General features: G+C 65.0%; 23 protein-coding genes and 1 pseudogene. 11 read left to right on the top strand and 13 right to left on the bottom strand.

Features of this window, described 5'->3' with window-relative positions; translation table 11 throughout:
- The first annotated feature begins 73 nt into the window (after positions 1–73).
- Positions 74–544, top strand: a complete 471-nt coding sequence (locus tag H9L12_RS04760; protein WP_187542836.1) for a host attachment family protein — start codon at positions 74–76, stop codon at positions 542–544.
- Here H9L12_RS04760 and H9L12_RS04755 read toward each other — a convergent pair.
- Positions 541–972 carry a DUF488 domain-containing protein gene (locus tag H9L12_RS04755; RefSeq protein ID WP_187542835.1) on the bottom strand — a complete coding sequence of 144 codons (432 nt, stop codon included), beginning with the start codon at positions 970–972 and terminating at the stop codon, positions 541–543. The genes H9L12_RS04760 and H9L12_RS04755 overlap by 4 nt on opposite strands.
- 62 nt (positions 973–1,034) lie before the next feature.
- Between H9L12_RS04755 and trmFO the strand changes: the two genes are divergently transcribed.
- Positions 1,035–2,369, top strand: a complete 1,335-nt coding sequence (trmFO, locus tag H9L12_RS04750) for a methylenetetrahydrofolate--tRNA-(uracil(54)-C(5))-methyltransferase (FADH(2)-oxidizing) TrmFO (protein ID WP_187542834.1) — start codon at positions 1,035–1,037, stop codon at positions 2,367–2,369.
- Here trmFO and H9L12_RS04745 read toward each other — a convergent pair whose 3' ends face one another.
- The 7 genes from H9L12_RS04745 to eno form a co-directional block, all read right to left on the bottom strand.
- Positions 2,370–2,537 (bottom strand): hypothetical protein, encoded by a 168-nt coding sequence (locus H9L12_RS04745; protein WP_187542833.1) that lies wholly within the window; start codon positions 2,535–2,537, stop codon positions 2,370–2,372. It lies immediately after the preceding gene.
- 98 nt (positions 2,538–2,635) lie between these two features.
- Positions 2,636–3,106, bottom strand: a complete 471-nt coding sequence (locus H9L12_RS04740) for an EF-hand domain-containing protein (protein ID WP_187542832.1) — start codon at positions 3,104–3,106, stop codon at positions 2,636–2,638.
- A gap of 72 nt (positions 3,107–3,178) precedes the next feature.
- Positions 3,179–3,712 carry a hypothetical protein gene (locus tag H9L12_RS04735; protein ID WP_187542831.1) on the bottom strand — a complete coding sequence of 178 codons (534 nt, stop codon included), beginning with the start codon at positions 3,710–3,712 and terminating at the stop codon, positions 3,179–3,181.
- Positions 3,713–3,800: 88 nt separating this feature from the next.
- The gene (locus H9L12_RS04730; RefSeq protein ID WP_187542830.1) at positions 3,801–5,204 is read right to left on the bottom strand and encodes a pyruvate dehydrogenase complex E1 component subunit beta; all 1,404 of its coding nucleotides are present in this window, start codon (positions 5,202–5,204) and stop codon (positions 3,801–3,803) included.
- Positions 5,204–6,253 (bottom strand): pyruvate dehydrogenase (acetyl-transferring) E1 component subunit alpha, encoded by a 1,050-nt coding sequence (gene pdhA / locus H9L12_RS04725; RefSeq protein ID WP_187543162.1) that lies wholly within the window; start codon positions 6,251–6,253, stop codon positions 5,204–5,206. Before pdhA ends, H9L12_RS04730 begins: the two co-directional genes overlap by 1 nt.
- Positions 6,254–6,350: 97 nt before the next feature.
- Positions 6,351–6,620 (bottom strand): FtsB family cell division protein, encoded by a 270-nt coding sequence (locus H9L12_RS04720; protein ID WP_246450617.1) that lies wholly within the window; start codon positions 6,618–6,620, stop codon positions 6,351–6,353.
- Between the two features lie 117 nt (positions 6,621–6,737).
- The gene (eno, locus tag H9L12_RS04715) at positions 6,738–8,027 is read right to left on the bottom strand and encodes a phosphopyruvate hydratase (protein WP_187542828.1); all 1,290 of its coding nucleotides are present in this window, start codon (positions 8,025–8,027) and stop codon (positions 6,738–6,740) included.
- A gap of 136 nt (positions 8,028–8,163) precedes the next feature.
- Here eno and H9L12_RS04710 point away from each other — a divergent pair, with 136 nt between their 5' ends.
- The 5 genes from H9L12_RS04710 (at position 8,164) to H9L12_RS04690 (ending at position 10,184) form a co-directional block, all read left to right on the top strand.
- A complete protein-coding gene (locus tag H9L12_RS04710; protein ID WP_187542827.1) occupies positions 8,164–8,667 on the top strand; it encodes a hypothetical protein in 504 nt (167 codons plus the stop codon).
- Between the two features lie 24 nt (positions 8,668–8,691).
- Positions 8,692–9,015 (top strand): phage holin family protein, encoded by a 324-nt coding sequence (locus tag H9L12_RS04705; protein ID WP_187542826.1) that lies wholly within the window; start codon positions 8,692–8,694, stop codon positions 9,013–9,015.
- Positions 8,999–9,415: a hypothetical protein gene (locus tag H9L12_RS04700; RefSeq protein ID WP_187542825.1), complete on the top strand. Its 417-nt coding sequence runs from the start codon at positions 8,999–9,001 to the stop codon at positions 9,413–9,415. Before H9L12_RS04705 ends, H9L12_RS04700 begins: the two co-directional genes overlap by 17 nt.
- Positions 9,412–9,870, top strand: a complete 459-nt coding sequence (locus tag H9L12_RS04695; RefSeq protein WP_187542824.1) for a DUF883 family protein — start codon at positions 9,412–9,414, stop codon at positions 9,868–9,870. Before H9L12_RS04700 ends, H9L12_RS04695 begins: the two co-directional genes overlap by 4 nt.
- Before the next feature lie 68 nt (positions 9,871–9,938).
- Entirely contained in the window at positions 9,939–10,184 is a 246-nt protein-coding gene (locus H9L12_RS04690) for a DUF4170 domain-containing protein (RefSeq protein ID WP_187542823.1), read from the top strand.
- On the opposite strand, the gene H9L12_RS04685 is transcribed toward H9L12_RS04690, so the two are convergent.
- From H9L12_RS04685 to carA, 5 genes are all read right to left on the bottom strand, one after another.
- The gene (locus tag H9L12_RS04685) at positions 10,155–10,787 is read right to left on the bottom strand and encodes a rhomboid family intramembrane serine protease (RefSeq protein ID WP_187542822.1); all 633 of its coding nucleotides are present in this window, start codon (positions 10,785–10,787) and stop codon (positions 10,155–10,157) included. The two genes, H9L12_RS04690 and H9L12_RS04685, sit on opposite strands and share 30 nt — an antisense overlap.
- A 6-nt stretch (positions 10,788–10,793) precedes the next feature.
- Positions 10,794–11,267, bottom strand: coding sequence for a transcription elongation factor GreA (gene greA, locus H9L12_RS04680; protein WP_425506803.1), 474 nt, complete (start codon positions 11,265–11,267; stop codon positions 10,794–10,796).
- 92 nt (positions 11,268–11,359) lie between these two features.
- Positions 11,360–14,689 (bottom strand): carbamoyl-phosphate synthase large subunit, encoded by a 3,330-nt coding sequence (gene carB / locus H9L12_RS04675; protein WP_187542821.1) that lies wholly within the window; start codon positions 14,687–14,689, stop codon positions 11,360–11,362.
- Positions 14,689–15,237, bottom strand: a complete 549-nt coding sequence (locus tag H9L12_RS04670) for a hypothetical protein (RefSeq protein WP_187542820.1) — start codon at positions 15,235–15,237, stop codon at positions 14,689–14,691. Before H9L12_RS04670 ends, carB begins: the two co-directional genes overlap by 1 nt.
- Positions 15,234–16,352, bottom strand: coding sequence for a glutamine-hydrolyzing carbamoyl-phosphate synthase small subunit (gene carA, locus H9L12_RS04665; RefSeq protein ID WP_425506802.1), 1,119 nt, complete (start codon positions 16,350–16,352; stop codon positions 15,234–15,236). The genes H9L12_RS04670 and carA overlap by 4 nt, the downstream gene beginning before the upstream one ends.
- A 190-nt stretch (positions 16,353–16,542) precedes the next feature.
- Here carA and H9L12_RS04660 point away from each other — a divergent pair, with 190 nt between their 5' ends.
- From H9L12_RS04660 to rpoD, 4 genes and pseudogenes are all read left to right on the top strand, one after another.
- Positions 16,543–17,001: a GatB/YqeY domain-containing protein gene (locus H9L12_RS04660; protein ID WP_187542818.1), complete on the top strand. Its 459-nt coding sequence runs from the start codon at positions 16,543–16,545 to the stop codon at positions 16,999–17,001.
- Entirely contained in the window at positions 16,998–18,527 is a 1,530-nt protein-coding gene (gene dnaG / locus H9L12_RS04655) for a DNA primase (RefSeq protein WP_343060492.1), read from the top strand. The genes H9L12_RS04660 and dnaG overlap by 4 nt, the downstream gene beginning before the upstream one ends.
- Positions 18,497–18,850, top strand: a complete 354-nt coding sequence (locus H9L12_RS14080) for a hypothetical protein (RefSeq protein WP_343060491.1) — start codon at positions 18,497–18,499, stop codon at positions 18,848–18,850. Before dnaG ends, H9L12_RS14080 begins: the two co-directional genes overlap by 31 nt.
- Positions 18,851–18,862: 12 nt before the next feature.
- Positions 18,863–20,880 (top strand): annotated as a pseudogene (gene rpoD, locus H9L12_RS04650) (RNA polymerase sigma factor RpoD).
- The last annotated feature ends 3 nt before the right edge of the window (positions 20,881–20,883 follow it).

Below are 20,883 nucleotides of genomic sequence, written 5' to 3'. Positions count from 1 at the left end.
GCGACGAACGGCTGGAACGCTGATCCCCGCCCTTTCGTTGATTTGATGTTCATCCAACCGCGAAGGAGCTTCGATGCCCATCCCCAACAACGCCCTCGTCCTGGTCACCGACGGCCGCAAGACGCTGTTCTTCCGTAATCACGGCGACCAGAACCAGATCGACCTGCGCACCGAGGCGCACGACGAGCGCGAAGATCTGACGGACGGGGAAATGAAGACGGATGCGCCGGGGACGATTGGCCAATCGGCCGGTTACAGCGGGCGCGTGGCCTACGAGGAAACCGACTTCAAGCAATTGGAGGAAGACCGCTGGGCCCATTCGGCGGCCGAACAGGTCAACAAGCGCGCCCTGGCCAACGACTTCGAGGCGCTCGCCATCATCGCCCCTCCCAAGACGCTTGGCGAGCTGCGCAAGAAGCTCCACAAGGAAGCGGAGCGCCGGGTCGTGTGCGAAATCGACAAGGAAATGACCGGCCGACCCATCCCGGACATCGAAGCGCTGATCGTCGGTCACACCGCGCCGGAGGCACCCGCCGAAGTCTAGGCGAACAGGTCTATCTGTTCCGCGTCCGGTGCCACCGCCGCAATCAACAGCGACCGGTGGCACCCGCCCGGCTCCCGTTCGAAACAAAGCAACGCGCTCGGTTTTTCAGATGCTAACTCGCGCATCCGCTGGCCAGCGACGATGGCTTCGGGCAATTCCAGCTGCGCCGCGTAAATCCGCTCCAATTCCTGGTGCCGTCCCTTTCGCGCCGCCTCGCGCCCCGCAGCCGGTGTTCCGAGCGCGCGGAGGTGGACATATTCGATGCCTTCTTCGGCCAACGCATTAGCCAGCGGCGTCTTGGAAAAGCCGGGTCGGCGCGAGAGCGGCAAAGCCCGAACGTCGATCACCCGCTCGACCCCTGCCGCCTTCAGCGCCGCGAGGAAGTCGGGCTGGGTCGCGCCTTCATAACCGATGGTAAACAGCTTCATCCTGCAACCTTACTCTGCATCGGCCTTTGCGGCTCCTTCCGGTCTCGACTAGGAACGCCGCCATGTCCCATCAGGTTCACATTATCGGCGGCGGTCTCGCCGGATCGGAAGCGGCGTGGCAGCTTGCGGAGGCAGGTTTGAAAGTGCGCCTAAGCGAGATGCGCGGCGGCGGCGACTCCACCCCGGCACACGATAGCGACCGCCTTGCCGAAATGGTCTGCTCCAACAGTTTCCGTTCCGACGATGCGGAAAACAACGCAGTCGGCCTGCTTCACCAGGAGATGCGCGTGCTGGGATCGCTGGTCATGGCCGCGGCGGACAAACATCGCGTGCCTGCGGGCTCGGCCCTAGCGGTCGACCGCGAACGGTTCGCCGAAGAGGTCACCCGGCAAATCGCAACCCATCTGAACATCGAGGTGGTACGCGAGCGCGTCGACGCCCTCCCCGCTTCCGGCTCGACCATTGTCGCCACCGGCCCGCTGACCGCGCCGGGCCTCGCCGACGCGATTGCCAACGTCACCGGCAGCGACGCCCTCGCCTTCTTCGACGCTATCGCACCCATCGTGCATCGCGACAGCATCGACATGGACGTCTGCTGGATGGCCGCCCGCTGGGACAAGGGTGGCAAGGATTACATCAACTGCCCGATGAATCGCGAGCAGTACGAAGCTTTCGTCGCCGCCTTGAACGAGGGTGAAAAGACCGAATTCAAGGAATGGGAAAAGGACACGCCCTATTTCGAAGGCTGCATGCCAATCGAGGTGATGGCGAGCCGCGGCGTCGAAACGCTGCGCTACGGCCCGATGAAGGGCGTCGGCCTCGACGACCCGCGCACCGGGCGCTGGCCCTACGCCTGCGTCCAGCTTCGCCAGGATAATGCGCTCGGCACGTTGTGGAACATGGTCGGTTTCCAGACCAAGTTGAAGCATGGCGAGCAGGTCCGTATCTTCCGCACCATCCCCGGGCTTGAGAACGCCGAGTTCGCACGCCTCGGCGGCATTCACCGCAACAGTTTCATCCGCTCGCCCGAGCTTCTCGACGGTGAGCTACGACTGAGGGCGTTGCCGCACGTCCGCTTCGCCGGTCAGATCACCGGCTGCGAGGGCTATGTCGAAAGCGCGGCCATCGGCTTGCTCGCCGCACGGTTCGCGGCGGCCGAAGCGCGCGGCGAGACGTTGCCGCCTCCTCCGGCCGAGACGGCTCTAGGCGCGCTTCTCGGCCACATCACGGGTGGGGCGGAGGCGGATACCTATCAGCCGATGAACATCAACTTCGGCCTGATGCCACCGCTGGAAGGGCCCAAGACGAAGAAGGTCGACCGGAAAAAGCTATATACCAACCGCGCGCGTGAGGCCTTGGCAGGGTGGCTCGAACGGTCCGAGGTCGTCCCCGCCTGATCAGGCACCGCTGGTCAGGAAGATGACCGAGCTTAGGATCAGCGACGGCACCATCAGGATCGCGCAGAGCGTGATGAAGCGCCGCTGCTTGCGCGCACTTCTGGAAAAAGCGCCGATCAACAGGCATCCGAACGCGGCGACGAGAAACAAACCTACCAGGAACAACAACGTCGATCTCCGATGAACAACCGGGCAGCGACACGTCGTCTGACCGGCTGGCAAACAACCGATGTTGCAGTGCAATGTTCCCCGCTTCGTCAAACCGATCAGTCGTCGGCCGAGGCCAGCGCGGGAGCGCATTGGCAGGTGGGTTTCTTCGGCCGGGGCTTGGGCGCGGTCGTCTGATATTCGGCGCGGGTGAGGTAGCGGCTCTTGTCGGAGTCGGCGCCCTCGAACTTGCCGATCGTCTTGACCGCCCATTCCTCGAAACTGAGCTTGCCGTCGCCGTCGAGGTCGAGCTTGGCATAGGCCTTGCGTCGCGGCTCGACCAGCTCGGCCAGCGTGATCCGCCCATTCTTGTCCTTATCGGCCCGGTCGAAGCGCTTCTCTTCCTTGGATTTTGGATCGGCGGAGGGAGCCTCCGGAATGGGCGCGAGGCGCGTCGTTTGCGCGGGTGCCGGCAGCCGCGCGGCGGGCGCGTCGGGGACGGGCGTACCATCGGCGCTGGATTGCCAAAGGAAGATACCGCCCGTGACGAACAACAGGCAGGACGCGATACCGGCAAGGAAACGGCCCATTGGCCCTCCTAAACGAAAGGCGATCCGGCGGTGGCAGGGCTAGCGGCGAAACGGACGGAGTTCAATCGGAAGCTAGAGCCGCCCGGTCCAGCGATGGAACAGCAGGGTGAGCGCCCGCCCCGGTGTCGCCTCCGCTTCGAACGGTGGCCCGCCGCGATCGATGTCACGCGCCGCCAGCGCCGCCAGCGCCGTCACGGGGCGCATCGCTTTCGGGCGAGCACGAGCGGCGGTGGCAGCGTCCTTTTCCCCAGCTAGCGTCCAGTAGCCTCGGCGCGCGGCGTCGACTCCCGCGAACAGTCGGCCGTCGGCATCGAGATCGCCCGCCGGGGCCTCGAGCAGTCGAGCCAGGATCGCGAATAGTCGCTGCCCGCGTCGCGCGACCTGCATGAAGTCGGGCGCTTCCTCGAGCAGGCTTGCCCAACCTTCCTCCAGCGCGGCCAGTTGCCGACCGGAAATACCGCGTGGCAGGAGTTCGCCCGCCGCCGCGGTCAATCGCGGCTCAGCCGGCGGCGGCGCAGTGTCGAGCCGCTCCAGTGCCTCGCGCCACCAGGCGAGACGGATCGCTCCCAATGCCGGCTGGCTGGTCGACGCGACCACATCGGCCATCGCGTCATCGATGGCAAAGACCGCATCGAAGGCGGGCCGCAACTCCACCGGCCAATAGAGCCGGACGAGGTCACGATCCCGTAAGCCCTCAGCGATAGCTGACCGCCTTGGCCGCCTTCACCACGTCGTCGGCCTTGACCAGCGCCATCTTCTCGAGGTTCGCGGCATAAGGCAGCGGCACATCGACGTCGGTCACCCGCATGACCGGCGCGTCGAGGTCGTCGAAGCCTTCTTCCATGCAGATTGCCATGATTTCCGACGCGATCGAACAGGTCGGCCAGCCTTCCTCGACAACCACCAGGCGATTGGTTTTCTTCAGGCTGGTGAGTACGGTCTGCTTGTCGAGAGGCCGAAGCGTGCGCAGGTCGATGACCTCGGCGTCGATGCCTTCTGCGGAGAGCTTTTCCGCCGCCTCGAGCGCAACGCCAACGCCGATCGAATAGCTGACCAGCGTTACATCCTTGCCCGGCCGGGCGATATGCGCCTTGCCGATCGGCAGGACGTAATCGTCCAATTGCGGAACATCGAAGTTCTGTCCGTAGAGCAGCTCGTTCTCGAGGAACACGACCGGGTCATCGCTGCGGATCGCCGCCTTGAGCAGCCCCTTGGCGTCCGCCGCGCTGTACGGCGCGATGACGATCAGGCCCGGCACGCTGGCGTACCACGGCCCATAATTCTGGCTGTGCTGCGCGCCCACGCGGGCCGCGGCGCCGTTGGGACCGCGGAACACGATCGGGCAGCGCATCTGCCCGCCCGACATGTAGTTGGTCTTGGCGGCCGAGTTGATGATGTGGTCGATCGCCTGCATCGCGAAATTGAACGTCATGAACTCGATGATCGGTTTCAGGCCGCCCATCGCCGCTCCCGACCCGATGCCGGCAAAACCATATTCGGTGATCGGGGTATCGATGACCCGCTTCGGTCCGAATTCGTCGAGCAGGCCCTGGGTCACCTTGTAGGCGCCCTGGTACTGCGCAACCTCTTCTCCCATCACGAACACGCGCTCGTCGCGGCGCATTTCCTCCGCCATCGCGTCGCGCAGTGCTTCGCGGACGGTCGTCGGGGTCACGGCGGTCCCTTCCGGAACTTCCGGTGGATCGCGGGTCGCCTGGACGTCGGCGACGAGGTCGCGGGCGCCACTCTCGAACTGGTGCGGAGTCGAGGTCGCCTCAACCTTCTGCTCGGCGGGCAGTTCGGGCTTGGGCGCTTCTTCGGCAGCCGACGCAGGCGCGGGCGTCGCGGCCTCACTCCCCTCGCCGCCCATCAGCGCGATGACCGTCCCGACCTTCACACCGTCCGAGCCCTCGGGAACCAAAATCTTGGAGATCGTCCCCTCGTCGACCGCCTCGAACTCCATCGTCGCCTTGTCGGTTTCGATCTCGGCCAGAATGTCGCCCGACGACACGCTGTCGCCTTCCTTGACGAGCCACTTGGCAAGCGTGCCCTCTTCCATCGTCGGCGAGAGCGCGGGCATCTTCAGTTCGATCCCCATCAGTAAGACTCCACCAGCACGTCGGTATACAATTCGGAGGCCTCTGGCTCCGGCGCCTCCTCGGCGAACTTCGCCGCTTCGACGACGATGTCCTTGATCTGCTTGTCGATTGCCTTCAGCTCGTCCTGTCCGACGCCGAGCTTCTCAAGCTCGCGCGCGGCATGGTCGATCGGGTCGCGGTGCTCGCGAAAGTCCTGAACCTCCTCGCGGGTCCGGTACTTGGCCGGGTCGGACATGGAGTGACCGCGATAGCGATAGGTCAGCAGCTCGAGGATGATCGGGCCCTTCCCTGCCTGGGTCCAGGCCATCGCTTCCTCCGCCGCGCCGCGCACCGCCAGCACGTCCATGCCGTCAACCTGGATACCGGGAATCCGGAAACTTTCCCCCCGCTTGTAGAAGTCGGGTTCCGACGCCGACCGGTCGACCGACGTGCCCATGGCGTATTTGTTGTTCTCGATCGCGTAGATCACCGGCAGGTCCCACAGCTTCGCCATGTTGAAGCTCTCGTAGACCTGGCCTTGGTTGGCGGCGCCGTCACCAAAATAGGCGAGACAGGTGCCGCCGTCGCCCGCATACTGATGCTTGAAGGCCAGCCCGGTGCCGAGCGACACCTGCGCGCCGACGATGCCATGGCCCCCGTAGAAGCCGTGTTCGACGCTGAACATGTGCATCGATCCGCCCTTGCCTTTGGAGATGCCGGCGGCGCGGCCGGTCAATTCCGCCATGATCACCTTCGGATCGATGCCATAGGCGAGCATGTGGCCGTGATCGCGATAGCCGGTGATGACGCTGTCGCGACCGACCTTCATCGCGCTCTGCAGGCCGACGGCGACCGCCTCCTGCCCGATGTAGAGGTGGCAGAATCCGCCGATCAGGCCGAGACCGTAAAGCTGGCCGGCGCGCTCCTCGAAGCGACGGATCAGCAGCATCTGCTTGTAGAAATCGAGAAGCTCCTCCTTGCTGGCCGCATAGGGCTTGGGCTCGGCGGGGCGCTCGCGGTTCGGCTTGCGACTGGCGGCGGAGCCTTCGCAGCGGGCTCGGTCGCGGATGTTTTGGCGGGACGCGCCACGGCACTCTCCGGATGATGCTTGTCGTTGGCCGCGCTATAGGAGCGCATTGCACCTTTGGGCAATGCCGTAGCGGCAGCTACTCGAGCGGAAGGACCACTTCGTCCGGGCGCACCAGGCCGAGGTCGCGGCGGACCAGCTCTTCGGCCATGTCCGGATCAGCGTTGTCGGGCGACAGCAGCGCGGAGCGGTGACGCAATTCCTTGCGGTGCTGCTCCAGTCGCGCGAGCTCCGCCTTCCGCTCTGCCAGCGTGCGGCTGTAGCCGCCCCAGGCGAGCAGGCCGTTGGGCCCGGCAACCGCATAAGTGGCGAAGTTCCCGACGACGATGACCGCCAGCGCGGGCCACATCGCCCGACGCAACAGTCCAACGCTTTTCGAAGCCCCGCCCATAACCCTTAAGAATCAGAAAGGAGTCATCAACGCAAGCGCTTTGTGCGTTGGATTCACAACTATTTTTGCGCCGACTCAGTTGGGCTTATAGGCCCGGAGCGCGGCCACGCCCGGATAGCGGGCGGCGTCGGCCAACTCTTCCTCGATCCGCAGCAGCTGGTTGTACTTCGCGGTGCGGTCCGACCGGGCAAGGCTTCCCGTCTTGATCTGCCCGCAACCAAGCGCGACGGCGAGGTCGGCGATGGTTGAATCCTCGGTCTCTCCCGACCGGTGCGACATAACCGCGGTGTAGCCCGACGATTGCGCCAGGCGGACCGCATTGACCGTCTCGGTCAGCGTCCCGATCTGGTTGACCTTGACCAGGATCGAGTTGGCGATGCCGTCCTTGATACCCTGCGCCAAGCGCGTCTCGTTGGTCACAAACAGATCGTCGCCGACCAGCTGGACGCGATCACCGATCTTGTCGGTCAACGCCTTCCAGCCTGCCATGTCGTCCTCGCCCATCCCGTCCTCGATCGAGGCGATCGGGTAATCGGCCGCGAGCGACGCCAGGTAATCCGCCATCTCGACCGGTGACAGGCTCAAGCCCTCGCCGTCCATTCGATAGGCGCCGTCCCTGAAAAACTCGGTCGCGGCGCAATCGAGCGCCAGCAATACGTCGCTGCCAAGCTTGTACCCGGCCTGCCCCACCGCCTCGGCGATGAAGTCGAGCGCGGCGCGGGCCGACGCGATGTTGGGCGCGAAGCCGCCTTCGTCACCGACCGCCGTCGCCAGCCCCTTGGCGTGGAGCGCCGACTTCAGCGCGTGGAAGATCTCCGTGCCGCAGCGAAGGCCTTCCGAAAAGCTCTCCGCACCGACTGGCATGACCATGAATTCCTGGAAGTCGATCGGGTTGTCGGCGTGGGCGCCGCCATTGAGGATGTTCATCATCGGCACCGGCAGGATGGTCGCGCCGACGCCTCCGACATAGCGATAGAGCGGAAGCCCGCGCGCCTCGGCCGCTGCCTTGGCCACCGCCAGGCTGACACCCAGGATTGCGTTCGCACCCAGCCGGCCCTTGTTGCCGCTGCCATCGAGGTCGATCATCGTCGCGTCGATGTCGGCCTGATCCTCGGCCTCGAAGCCGACCACCGCGTCGGCAATCTCGCCGTTAACAGCCTCGACCGCCTGGCCGACGCCCTTGCCGCCCCAGCGCGACTTGTCGCCGTCACGCTTTTCGACCGCCTCGTGCGCGCCGGTCGAAGCGCCCGAAGGTACCGCCGCGCGGCCCATCGACCCGTCTTCCAGAGTCACATCGACCTCGACCGTGGGGTTGCCGCGGCTGTCGAGGATTTGCCGGGCGTGAAGGTCGACGATCGCGGTCATGGAAGGCCTTTCCAAGGGCAGTGGATGCGGTTCGTCGGCTCCTATAGGCTGTGCGTCGAAGCGTGCAACTTTCGGTCGAAGGACTGGAACGCGTCCCAACCTGCGAGGGTTGTGGAGTCAGACAAGGAGACCCACTATGGCTGCTGAGAACGAAACCCTGCCCGAAGGCACCGACAAGGTCATTGCCGGTGCATCCGCGACGGAGCGTGAGGAGGATTTGATCGTGAAGGAACCAACCGCCCGCGATAAAATGCTCGGCAAGGTTCGCGAAGGCAGCGGCAAACTCTCGGGACAGGCCGCCGACAAGGCCCGCGGTTTCGTCGGCCAAGGCCTGGAACGGTCGAGCGAGGCACTCGCGAACGTCTCCAAGATGATCGGCGATACCGCCAGCGGCATCGACGAACGCCTTGGGTCTGAATATGGCGATTATGCGCGAAGTGCAGCGACGAGCCTTGAAAATGTCGCCAACAAGCTCGCCGCCAAGGACGCCGACGAATTGATCGAAGACACGCGCGACTTCGTCCGCAAAAGTCCGGGCGTGGCATTGGCCGGCGCGGCGATTGTCGGATTCGCGCTGGCCCGGCTGGTCAAGACCGGGCTGGACAATGATGACCGTCGCAAGGCGCGCGACGACAATTAGCCGCGTGCCAGTATGGGAGGGGCGATGAACGACGAGGAAACGCCAATCGCCGATTATGCCCGGCGATTGGTCGATCAGGGAAAAGCCTACGCCAACGCCGAAATCGGCCTGGCAAAGGCGAAGGCACAGGACGCCGTCGCGGGCTACAGCCATGTGGCCCTGTTCGGAGCCGGCGCAGCGGTGTTCGGCCTTGTCGCCCTCATCGTCTTGTTCGTCACGCTTGCGCTGTGGCTCGGCAGTCTGATCGGACCGCTTGGCGGCGGCCTGATCGCGACCGCAATCGCGGCCGCCATGTCTGGACTTCTCGGCTGGTTGGCCAAGCGAAAGCTGGATGACCGCAATGGTTGAACCTGATCGCGTCAAGCTGGCGGAGGCGGAAGTCGCCCGTACCAAGGCCGAATTCGTCGGGACATTCCACGACTTGGTAGCGCAACTCCAGCCGAGGAAACTGGTCCGAGAGGCGTGGGAAGGAGCCAAGAACAAGGGCGCCGACCTTGCCGAAGACGCCGTTGACGCTGTGACAAAGCGGCCCGTCGTGGCCACCGGTCTGGTGGCCGCATTGGCGATGTTCCTGGCCCGTGAACCGCTGAAAGATGCAACCAAGAAGGTCGCTGGAGCGATGAAGACTTCGGCGAAGAAGGAAAAGAAGCCGGCGGCGAAGCCCGCCCAGTTGGACAAGCCGGTGGCCCCGCCGGTGAGACGGCGTGCTCCCCGGCGCGCCGCAAGCAAGACGGAGAAGCAAGGATGAGCGCCCAGGACACCACCTCCACCTCGGATACTCGCACCGACGGCCTGCGCGATCGTGCCGCCGACGCCCTCGGCAGCGCGCGCGAGAGGGCGATCGAAGCTTATGACTCGGCGCGCCAGAAGGCGTCGGAATCGGGTCGCAAGGCCGGCGACAGCATCGCGCAAGCGCCGCTGATCGCGCTTGGCGGCGGCCTTGCCATCGGCGCGCTGCTGGCGTCGCTGCTGCCCCGCACCAATGTCGAGAAGAAGCTGATCGGCCCTGTCGGTCAGCGGCTGACGGGTGCAGGTAGAAGCGCGATCGACGCTGCGCGGACGGCAGGTCAGGAAAAGCTTTCCGAGCTTAATATCACCGCCGATGCCGGCAAGTCCGCCGTGCAATCGCTCATCGATGGCATCGGTCAGGCGGCCAAATCGTCTGGCCAGGCGGCGATCGGCGCGGTGCGCGACAGGCGCTAGCGGAAATCGGCCGGCCCCCTCCCGATTTTGGGTGGCGGGCCGGTCGGCTTTTTTGTAGCGGGGCGCGCATGAGCAAGCTTCACCTTGTGTTCGGCGGCCGCGTCAAGGACCCGCGCAGCCTCGACTTCACCGACCTGTCGAACATCGATTTCGTCGGCCTTTATGACAATTATGCCGATGCGGAAGAGGCATGGCGCGGCGCGGCGCAGCGCACTGTCGACGATGCCGAGATGAAATATGTCGTGGTCCACCTGCACCGGCTTCTGCAGCCGGAAGGCGCGGAATCAGGCGCCGCGATACCGCCACAGCAATAACGGCCGCTGCAACAGCAGCCCCGCGGCGAAGCCGCCGATGTGAGCGGGGATTGCCAGCATCATCCCGTCCTGCCCAGCGGCGATTCCGGTCATCCACTGGATGATGACCCACGCCACCATCAGCCAAACGGCATGAAGGGCACGGTTGGCGCCGCGCGACGCGAAGACCTGCTTGGGCTGGCCGATCATCAGCGAATAGGCGCCAAACCAGGCGCTGATCGCACCACTGGCGCCTATCATCGGGATCGTAGAAGCGGGATTGACGGCGAATTGCGCCAGCGCCGCGACCACCGCGCCGACGAGATAGCCGACGGTAATCGCCTTGGCGCCGAGCATCCGTTCCAACTGCACGCCAACCCACACCATCATCAGCAGGTTGAAGCCGAGGTGCATGAAGTTACCGTGGAGCAGCGTGGAGGTGAGCGGCGTCAGGAATGCGGGCACCGCCGCCGGCACGATCAGCAGACCGCTTAGCCGCGCGGGAACGAATCCGGCTAGGAACGCCGCCCGCTCGTCCAGCCCGAACAGGAATACAAGCATCGACACCGCGGCGGTGGCGATGGCGATGACTGCCGTCGCGGAACGGAGGCGCGCGCCGTCCATGGTGACTTAGACGAACTCGATCTTCGCGATTTCGTAGTAACGATCACCGGCCGGCGTGGTCACTTCGACCTCGTCGCCTTTCTGCCGACCGATCAGGGCACGGCCCAGCGGCGAGTTGTAGCTGATGCGACCGACGCGGGCATCCGCCTCGGTCTGGCCGACAACCTGATATTTCACTTCCTTGTCGTTCTCGTCGAGCAGCGTGACCGTCGCGCCGAAGACGACCTTGTCGCCCGACAGCGTCGTCGGGTCGATCACCAACGCGCGGCTCAGCTTGTCCTCGATGTCGGCGAGCATCGCCTCAAGCTGGCCCTGCCGCTCCTTGGCGGCGTGATATTCGGCGTTTTCCGACAGATCGCCGTGGGCGCGCGCTTCCTCGATCGCATCGATGATCTCTGGCCGTTCCAGCTTCAGCCGGCGAACGTCCTCAGTCAGCTTGCGGTGGCCCTCGGCCAGCATCGGCACCTTGTCGCTTGCCATAATTCGTGTCCCCATTCGTCAAAACTTGCCCGGGCGCCAACCCAGTGGTGGAGGCGCGTCGTCGGGCAAATTTTCGTGAAATCGATTGTCCGTCAGCCGGAATAATAGGACTGTAGCGACCGGACTGCAAGCGCGTGGCCGCGAAGCGCGCCGATGGCGCGCGCCGTCGCGACGCTCGCCGCGGCCGTCGTGAAGTAAGGCAACTTCGCCTTCAGCGCGGCCTCCCGGATCGCCTGGCTGTCCTTCAGCGACTGCCACCCCTCCGTCGTGTTGAACGCCAGCTGCACCCCGCCGTCGACGATGCGGTCGACGATGTGCGGCCGGCCCTGCGCCACCTTGTTGACCTTGTCCACCGGGATGCCCTCGGCGGCGAGGTGATCGGCCGTGCCGCCCGTGGCGATGACCTTGAAGCCAAGCTCGACCATCTTCTTCGCCGCGGGGATGATATGCGCCTTGTCGGTGTCCTTGACCGAGATGAACACCGTCCCGCTGTCCGGCAACTTGACCCCGCCACCAAGCTGCGACTTGGCGAAAGCGACATCGAAATCGCTATCTATTCCCATCACTTCGCCGGTGGACTTCATTTCCGGTGACAGGACCGGATCGGTGCCAGGGAAGCGAGCGAACGGGAACACGCTTTCCTTGACCGCGATATGGTCGATGTCGCGGTCGATCGGCTCGAACTCGCTCAACGCCGCGCCCGCCATCACCCGCGACGCGATTTTCGCGATCGGCCGCCCGATCGCCTTGGCGACGAACGGGACGGTGCGGCTGGCGCGCGGGTTGACCTCGATCAGATAGACCTCGCCGTCCTTGACCGCATATTGGACGTTCATCAGTCCCTTGACGCTCAGCGCCAGCGCCAGCTCGCGCGTCTGTCGCTCGATTTCGGCGATGACGTCGTCAGGAAGGCTGTAAGGCGGGATCGAGCAGGCGCTGTCGCCCGAGTGCACCCCGGCTTCTTCGATATGCTGCAGGATGCCCGCCACCGCGACGTCCGTGCCGTCGCAGATCGCATCGACATCCACCTCGATCGCGTCGCGCAGGTAGCGGTCGATCAGCACCGGCGACGTCCCCGACACCTCGACTGCTGTCGCAATGTAGTGGTCGAGCTGTTCGGGACCGTCGACGACCTCCATCGCCCGCCCGCCGAGCACGTAGCTGGGGCGCAGAAGCACCGGGTAGCCGATGCGCTCCGCCACCGCGATTGCCTCGTCGCGGCTGCGCGCCAGGCCATTGGCCGGCTGCTTGAGGTTCAGCCGGTCGACCAGCTTGGCGAACCGCTCGCGGTCCTCGGCGAGGTCGATACTGTCGGGCGAGGTGCCGAGGATCGGGAAGCCCGCCGACTGGATCTGCGCGGCCAGCTTCAGCGGCGTCTGCCCACCCAGCTGCACGATCACCCCCGCCAGCTCGCCCTTCTCCGCCTCGCGGGTCAGGATTTCGAGCACGTCCTCACCAGTCAGCGGCTCGAAATAGAGGCGGTCGCTGGTCTCCGGATCGGTCGATACCGTCTCCGGGTTGCAATTGACCATGATCGTCTCATAGCCCGCGTCCTTCAGCGCGAAGGCGGCGTGGCAGCAGCAATAGTCGAACTCGATCCCCTGCCCGATCCGGTTCGGACCGCCGCCAAGGATGACGACCTTGCGCCGCTCCGAAATCTCCGCCTCGTCCTCCGGTTCGCCGAACAGCGGGCCTTCGTAGGTCGAATAGAGGTAGGGCGTCGCCGCATCGAACTCCGCGGCGCAACTGTCGATACGCTTGAACACCGGTCGCACGCCCAGTTTCAGCCGGGCATTGCGCACTTCCCACTCGGTGACGCCGCCGGTCATGAACTTCAGCGCGTCGTGGACGATCCCGCGTCCACGGGCCGCCAATTCCGAGGTCTCGCGATCGACCCCCGCCGAGCGCAGCGCCAGCTGCGCCAGCCGAGCGTCGGAAAAGCCCATTGCCTTCAATCGCCGCATCCCCGCCGCGTCCTGCGGGATGCCCTCGGCGCGCACCTGCTCCTCGGCGGCGACGATCTCGGCCAGTCGTTCCAGGAACCATGGGTCGAAGCCAGCGATCTCGTGGATGCGCTGGACGGTGAAGCCCTGTCGAAGCGCCTCCGCGGCGATCAGCAGCCGGTCGGGCGTGGCGCGGGCCAAGGCGTTTTCAATCTCGGTCGGGCTGGCATTCTCCAGCTCGCGCACCCGGTCGAGCCCGCACAGCCCCGTTTCCAGCCCGCGAAGCGCCTTCTGCAGGCTTTCGGCGAATGAGCGCCCGATCGCCATCACTTCGCCGACCGACTTCATCGCTGTCGACAGCGTGTTCTCCGCGCCCTTGAACTTCTCGAACGCGAAGCGCGGGATCTTGGTCACGACATAATCGATCGTCGGCTCGAAGCTGGCCGGGGTCGCGCCCCCGGTGATGTCGTTGGCAATCTCGTCGAGCGTGTAGCCGACCGCCAGTCGCGCCGCGACCTTTGCAATCGGGAAGCCGGTCGCCTTGGACGCCAGCGCCGACGACCGCGACACGCGCGGGTTCATTTCGATGACGATCATCCGCCCGTCCTTCGGATTGACCGCGAACTGGACGTTGGAACCGCCTGTTTCGACGCCGATTTCCCGGAGCACCGCGATTGAGGCCGACCGCATCCGCTGATATTCCTTGTCGGTCAGCGTCAGCGCCGGTGCGACGGTGATGCTGTCGCCGGTGTGCACGCCCATCGGGTCGACGTTCTCGATTGAACAGATGATGATGGCGTTGTCCGCGCGGTCGCGGACCACCTCCATCTCATATTCCTTCCAGCCGAGCAGGCTTTCCTCGATCAGCACCTCGTTGGTCGGGCTGGCGTCGAGGCCGGAGCGGACGATCGCCTCGAACTCGGCACGATTGTAGGCGACCCCGCCGCCGGTCCCGCCAAGCGTGAAACTGGGCCGGATGATCGAGGGAAGGCCGGTCTTCTCCAGCACCTTCAGCGCGTCGTCCAGGCTGTGCGCGATGCCGGAGCGGGCGCTTTCCAGCCCGATCCTGTCCATCGCCTCGCGGAACTTCTGCCGGTCCTCGGCCTTGTCGATCGCCTCCGCCTGCGCCCCGATCAGCTGGACGTTGTGTTTCTTGAGGATGCCGAGCTTGTTGAGAGTCAGCGCGGTGTTTAGCGCGGTCTGCCCGCCCATCGTCGGCAGCAGCGCGTCCGGCTTCTCCTTCTCGATGATCCGCTCGACGATCTCCGGCGTGATCGGCTCGATATAGGTCGCGTCGGCCAGCTCCGGATCGGTCATGATCGTCGCCGGGTTCGAATTGACGACGATGACCCGATAACCCTCGGCCTTCAGCGTCTTGACCGCCTGGCTTCCGGAATAATCGAACTCCGCCGCCTGCCCGATGACGATCGGCCCGGCACCAATGATGAGAATGGAGGAGATGTCTGTTCGACGAGGCATTAGACTTTCAAAACTCCCGGTCTGGAAATGAACACCCCATCATCCCATTCAATGCGCTCGCGTCGCCGGACGTTTGCAGAGGAATTCGGATCAAAACACAGATAAGATCCGTCTTCGCGGACACCTACGACGGCTAACCAATGAGTTCCGCTGTCATGCTTGATTATGGCGCAATTCGGTAGGCAGCCTGACGCAGGCTTGATCCGATCTTTCGATTCAATGCTTTCTGCAAATCTTTTAAACGACGAAGAAGCGAACGTTGTCGCAATCAAGCCTTCTCGAGCATTGGGCGAAAGGGAATTGAAGATTCGCGCAATTTGTGGGCTTGAAAACCCGCCGCTTTTCACGCGTGCCGCAATACGATTGGCTGTGAGCAGGCCCACCTTTTCGGCCTTTTTGAGCAAGGCGAAGAACGCCCGGTGGAACGAATCTTCGAGCTTGTTCGTGTTCCCTGCCTTCGCCGTCTTGTGACGGGCGATGATGTAGTCTGCCGCGTACAGACCGCAGAAATTGTCGTGGCTGCCCTGCCAATACAATCGTTCGCTCACCGCATCATCCCCACGAACTTTTCGAACAGGTAGAAGCTGTCCATTGGCCCGGGGCTTGCCTCGGGATGGTACTGGACCGAAAACGCTGGCTTATCCGTCAGTTCCAGCCCGCAGTTACTACCGTCGAACAGGCTGATGTGCGTCTCGCGGACGGTGGCGGGCATGCCTTCGCGTTCGACGGCGAAGCCGTGGTTCATGCTGGTGATTTCGACCGCGCCGTCGCTCAACCGCTTGACCGGGTGATTGGCGCCGCGGTGGCCCTGGAACATCTTGGCTGTCCGCCCGCCGACCGCCAGCGCGAGCAGCTGGTGACCAAGGCAGATACCGAACAGCGGCTTGCCGGTGTCCAGCATCTGGCGAATGACCGGAATGGCATACTCACCGGTCGCGGCAGGATCGCCCGGGCCGTTGGACAGGAAGAAGCCGTCGGGTTTCTGCGCCATCACCTCGTCGAAGCTCGCCGTCGCCGGGAACACCGTCACCCGCGCCCCGGCCTCGACCAGGTTACGGAAGATGTTTCGCTTGGCGCCATAATCGATCGCGACAACGTGCGGCCGCGACGGATCGTCGCCGCCCATTTGATAGCCCTCGCCAAGCTCCCACTTGCCGCCCGACCAGGCCTCGACCTGCTCGCGCGACACCTCTTTCGCCAGGTCCATGCCCTCCAGCCCCGGCCAGTCGGCCGCCATCTTCTGAAGCACGCCCAGATCGAACTCGCCCTTCGCATCGTGGGCGAAGGCGATCGTCGGCGGCCCCTCGCGCCGCACCAGCCGGGTCAGCGCGCGCGTATCCACGCCCGACACGCCGATGCGCCCCGTCGCCGCCATCCACGACGGGAAGTCCTGCTTCGACCGGAAGTTTGACGGTGACGTCACGGCCTCACGCACCAGGCAGCCCAGCGCATGCGCCTCGCCCGCCTCGACGTCCTCCTCGTTGGCGCCGACATTGCCGATGTGCGGGAAGGTGAAGGCGACGACCTGCTTCGCGTAGGAAGGGTCGGTCATCACCTCCTGGTATCCGGTCATCGACGTGTTGAAGCACAGTTCGCCGACCGCGCACCCTTCGGCGCCGAACCCCCTACCCCAGATCGTGCGCCCGTCGGCAAAAACGATCACGCCGGTCGCTCCTTCTGGGCGCGCGGACGTGTTCGTAGGATCGGCCAAGGCAAAGGCTCCTGCAGCGGGGTTTTCGACGATGTCGCTAAGCGATGGCCGCTACGCGTTTACCCAAGGCAGGTCAACGCTGTGAAACCGCCGATTTCGCCGGTAGGACTGGTCTTTTAAAGCGAAGCGAGACGGAACGCGCATGATTCGCGACGACATCAAGAATGCGTTGGTGACCGCCATGAAGGGCGGCGACAAGGAATCGACCGGCACGATCCGCCTGATCCAGTCGGCGATCAAGAACCGCGACATCGAACTGCGCACCGCGTCGGCCGCGCTGGACGACGACGCGCTGGTCACCGAAGTGCTGCAGAAAATGATCAAGCAGCGCCGCGAATCGGTCGAGCTTTACCGCAAGGGGGACCGCGAGGAGCTCGCCGCGAAGGAAGAGGCCGAGATCGCGGTCATCGAGCGCTTCCTGCCCCAGCAGATGAACGAGGACGAAGCCCGCGCCGCGATCCAGGCGATCATCGCCGACACCGGCGCGTCGTCGATGAAAGACATGGGCCGCGTGATGGCCGAGGTCAAAAGCCGCCACGCCACCTCGATCGAACCCGCCAAGGCCAGCGCGCTGGTGAAAGCGCTGCTCAGCGGGGCGTGATCCTTTCGCCCGCCTTCCTCGAAGAGCTTCGCGCCCGCACGACCCTGTCGGCGGTGATTTCGCCGAGCGTGAAGCTGATTAAGGCTGGCCGCGAATTCAAGGCGTGCTGCCCATTCCATAACGAGAAGACACCCAGCTTCACCGTCAACGACGAGAAGGGTTTCTATCACTGCTTCGGCTGCGGCGCGCACGGCGATGCCATCCGCTTTCTCACCGACAATCGCGGGCTGCCGTTCATGGAGGCGGTCAAGGAATTGGCCGGCAAGGCGGGCATGGATGTCCCCGCCCCCGATCCCCGCGCCCGCGAACGCGCCGAGGCCGCCGCCGGGCTGCATGACGTTACCGAGGCCGCCCAGCGCTGGTTCGTCGAGCAGCTGAACGGCGTCGAGGGCGGCGCGGCGCGCGACTACCTCAAGGGCCGCGGCATCGGCGCGGCGACCATCCAGCGCTTCGGTCTCGGCTTCGCGCCCGACAGCCGCGGGAAGCTCAAGGCGGCATTGTCTTCGCTCGGTGAGGACAAGCTGGTCGAGACCGGCATGCTGATCCGGCCCGACGAGGGCGGCCGCGACCCCTACGACCGCTTCCGCGGACGCCTCATGTTCCCGATCCGCGATGCGCGCGGGCGCGTCATCGGCTTCGGCGGCCGAATCCTCGGGGCGGGCGAGCCCAAATACCTCAACTCCCCCGACACGCCGTTGTTCGACAAGGGCCGCACCCTCTACAACATCGACCTCGCTTCCCCCGCCAGCCGAAGCGCCCGCCGGCTGATCGTCGTCGAAGGCTATATGGACGTCATCGCCCTCGACCGCGCCGGCATCGCCGAGGCGGTCGCGCCCAACGGCACCGCGGTCACCGAGGACCAGCTCCAGCGCCTGTGGCGGCTCGATCCCGCGCCGATCTGCTGCTTCGACGGCGACAGTGCCGGGCAGAAAGCCGCCGTCCGCGCTGCACTCCGCGCCCTGCCCCACCTCGGCCCGGAGCGCACCCTGCGCTTCGTCGCCCTTCCCCAGGGACAGGATCCCGACGACCTCGTCCGCACCGGTGGTCGGGCGGCGGTGGAGGCCCTGCTTGCCGAACCCGAACCGTTGGTCGAACGCCTCTGGCGCCACGAACTCGAGGCTACCCCGCTGACCACGCCCGAGGCCCGCGCCGGCCTCAAGCAGCGGCTGATGGATCATGCCGGCACCATCGCCGACCCCGATGTTCGCGCCCTCTATCGCGACGACTGGTTGCAGCGCTTCGACGCCCTCGTCCGACCCCAACGCGGCACCCGCGCACCATCCGGCGCCCCGCGCCGCGACTGGAAGAAGCAGAATGGCCGCTTCGTCCCCCGCCACCCCCGGTCGGCGAAGCCGCACGCTCCATATCCGCCCGCGGCGTCGATCGCGCCACCGCCCGCGCCCTCGTCCTTGGCCACGCGCTCTTTCCTGCCGCCACCGCAGACCATGTCGAGACATTCGCCGCCCTGCCCATCGCCGAAGCCCCCGTCGCCACCGTGCGCGATCGAATCGTCGATTTCGCGATGAGCGGCGCCGCGCTTGATCGTGACGCCCTCGTCCCCATATTGGCAGGTGCCGAGACGGCCGCCGCGTGGCGTGCCGTGTCGGGCGGCGACGAACTTGGCTTTACCTTCACCCGATCGAAGAGCGACCCCGACCTGGCCCGCAAGGACCTTGGCCTTGCCCTGGAGGCGGTCGTCGGCCTCGCGGAGATCGAAGCCGCGCTGGGCGATGCGACCCGGCGGCTGGAGCGGGACATGGACGATGCCGCCTTTGCCGATCAACAGGCGTTGATCATGGCGAAGCGGCAATATCACGACAGGCTGGCGTCTCTCGCCGGCAATGAGTAAGCGGCGATCAACATGGCGAAAAACGAAACGCAAGACACCGAAACCGAAGGCGGCGATGCCCCCCTCATCGATCTGAACGACGTCGCGATCAAGAAGATGATCGCGCGCGCCAAGAAGCGCGGTGTCATCACCGTCGACGAGCTCAATGAGGCGCTCCCGTCCGACCAGATGTCCCCGGACCAGATCGAGGACATCATGTCCGCGATCAGCGAGATGGGCGTCAACATCGTCGAGAACGACGATTCGGACGACGAGGATAAGGAAGCCGAGCCCGAGGAGGACGTCGATCCGCTCGACGACGGCGGCCCGCGCCCGGCGGTCGCCACCAAGAAGGAAGCGGTCGACCGCACCGACGATCCGGTGCGCATGTACCTGCGCGAAATGGGCGCGGTGGAACTGCTCAGCCGTGAGGGCGAAATCGCCATCGCCAAGCGGATCGAGGCCGGCCGCGACACGATGATTTGGGGCCTGTGCGAAAGCCCTATCACCTTCAACGCCATCATCGAATGGTCGAACGCCCTCAACGAAGGCACGATGCAGCTGCGCGAGATTCTCGATCTCGAGGCGATGCTATCGAAGGGCCCGACCGCCGAGCAGATCAGCGAGGACGAGGAAGGCGAAGGCGACGGCGAGATCAGCGAGAAGACCGCCGGCCCGACCATCAAGGAAGAAGACGACATCGAGGAGGAGTCCGCCCCGACGAGGAGGATGAGCTCACCGAACGCCGCACCCCGCGCCAGTCGGACGAGGACGAGGACGACAACACCCTCTCCCTCGCCCAGATGGAAGAGGCGCTGAAGCCGATGGCGCTGGAAAAGTTCGCCGGCATCACCGCGCTGTTCAAGAAGTTCGCCAAGCTGCAGCAGGCCCGGCTCGAGGCGATGGGCTCGGGCGCCGACTATCCGGCGGCCGAAGAGAAAAAGTACCAGAAGCTCTCCGAACAGCTCACCGCCGAGGTCGAGAGCGTCCAGTTCCACGCCGCCAAGATCGAATATCTCGTCGACCAGCTCTACAGCTACAACCGCCGCCTGACCGCGCTCGGCGGCCAGATGCTGCGCCTCGCCGAACGCCACCGTGTGCCGCGCAAGGCCTTCCTCGACAGCTACATGGGCAATGAGCTCGACGACAGCTGGCTCGACCGCGCGTCGAAGATCGACAAGAAATTCGCCGCCTTCGCCGCGGCGGAAGGCGACAGCGTCGAGCGCATCCGCTCCGACATCGCCGAAATCTCGCGCTCGACCGGCATGGCGCTCCCGGAATTCCGCCGAATCGTCAACCAGGTCCAGAAGGGCGAACGCGAAGCGCGCATCGCCAAGAAGGAAATGGTTGAAGCGAACCTGCGCCTCGTCATCTCGATCGCCAAGAAATACACCAACCGCGGGCTGCAGTTCCTGGACCTCATCCAGGAAGGCAACATCGGCCTGATGAAGGCCGTCGACAAGTTCGAGTATCGCCGCGGCTACAAGTTCAGCACCTACGCGACGTGGTGGATCCGCCAGGCGATCACCCGCTCGATCGCCGACCAGGCGCGCACCATCCGCATCCCGGTCCACATGATCGAAACGATCAACAAGCTGGTCCGCACCAGCCGCCAGTTCCTCCACGAAACCGGCCGCGAACCGACCCCGGAAGAGCTCGCCGAGCGCCTCTCCATGCCGCTGGAGAAGGTCCGCAAGGTCATGAAGATCGCCAAGGAACCGATCAGCCTCGAAACTCCGATCGGCGACGAGGAAGACAGCCACCTCGGTGACTTCATCGAGGACAAGAACGCCGTCATCCCGGTCGACGCCGCGATCCAGGCAAACCTCAAGGAAACGGTGACGCGGGTTCTGGCGTCACTGACTCCGCGCGAGGAGCGTGTGCTTCGGATGCGTTTCGGGATTGGGATGAATACTGATCATACGCTTGAAGAGGTCGGGCAGCAGTTCTCGGTGACGCGCGAGCGTATTCGGCAGATCGAGGCGAAGGCGCTCAGGAAGCTGAAGCATCCGAGCCGTAGCCGGAAAATGCGGAGTTTCTTGGATCAGTAATCG

Origin of the sequence: Sphingomonas rhizophila (assembly GCF_014396585.1) — a bacterium.
Lineage (GTDB): Bacteria > Pseudomonadota > Alphaproteobacteria > Sphingomonadales > Sphingomonadaceae > Sphingomicrobium > Sphingomicrobium rhizophilum.
Note: the sequence above shows the minus strand (reverse complement) of the source record. Positions and strands in the feature narration are given on the sequence as shown.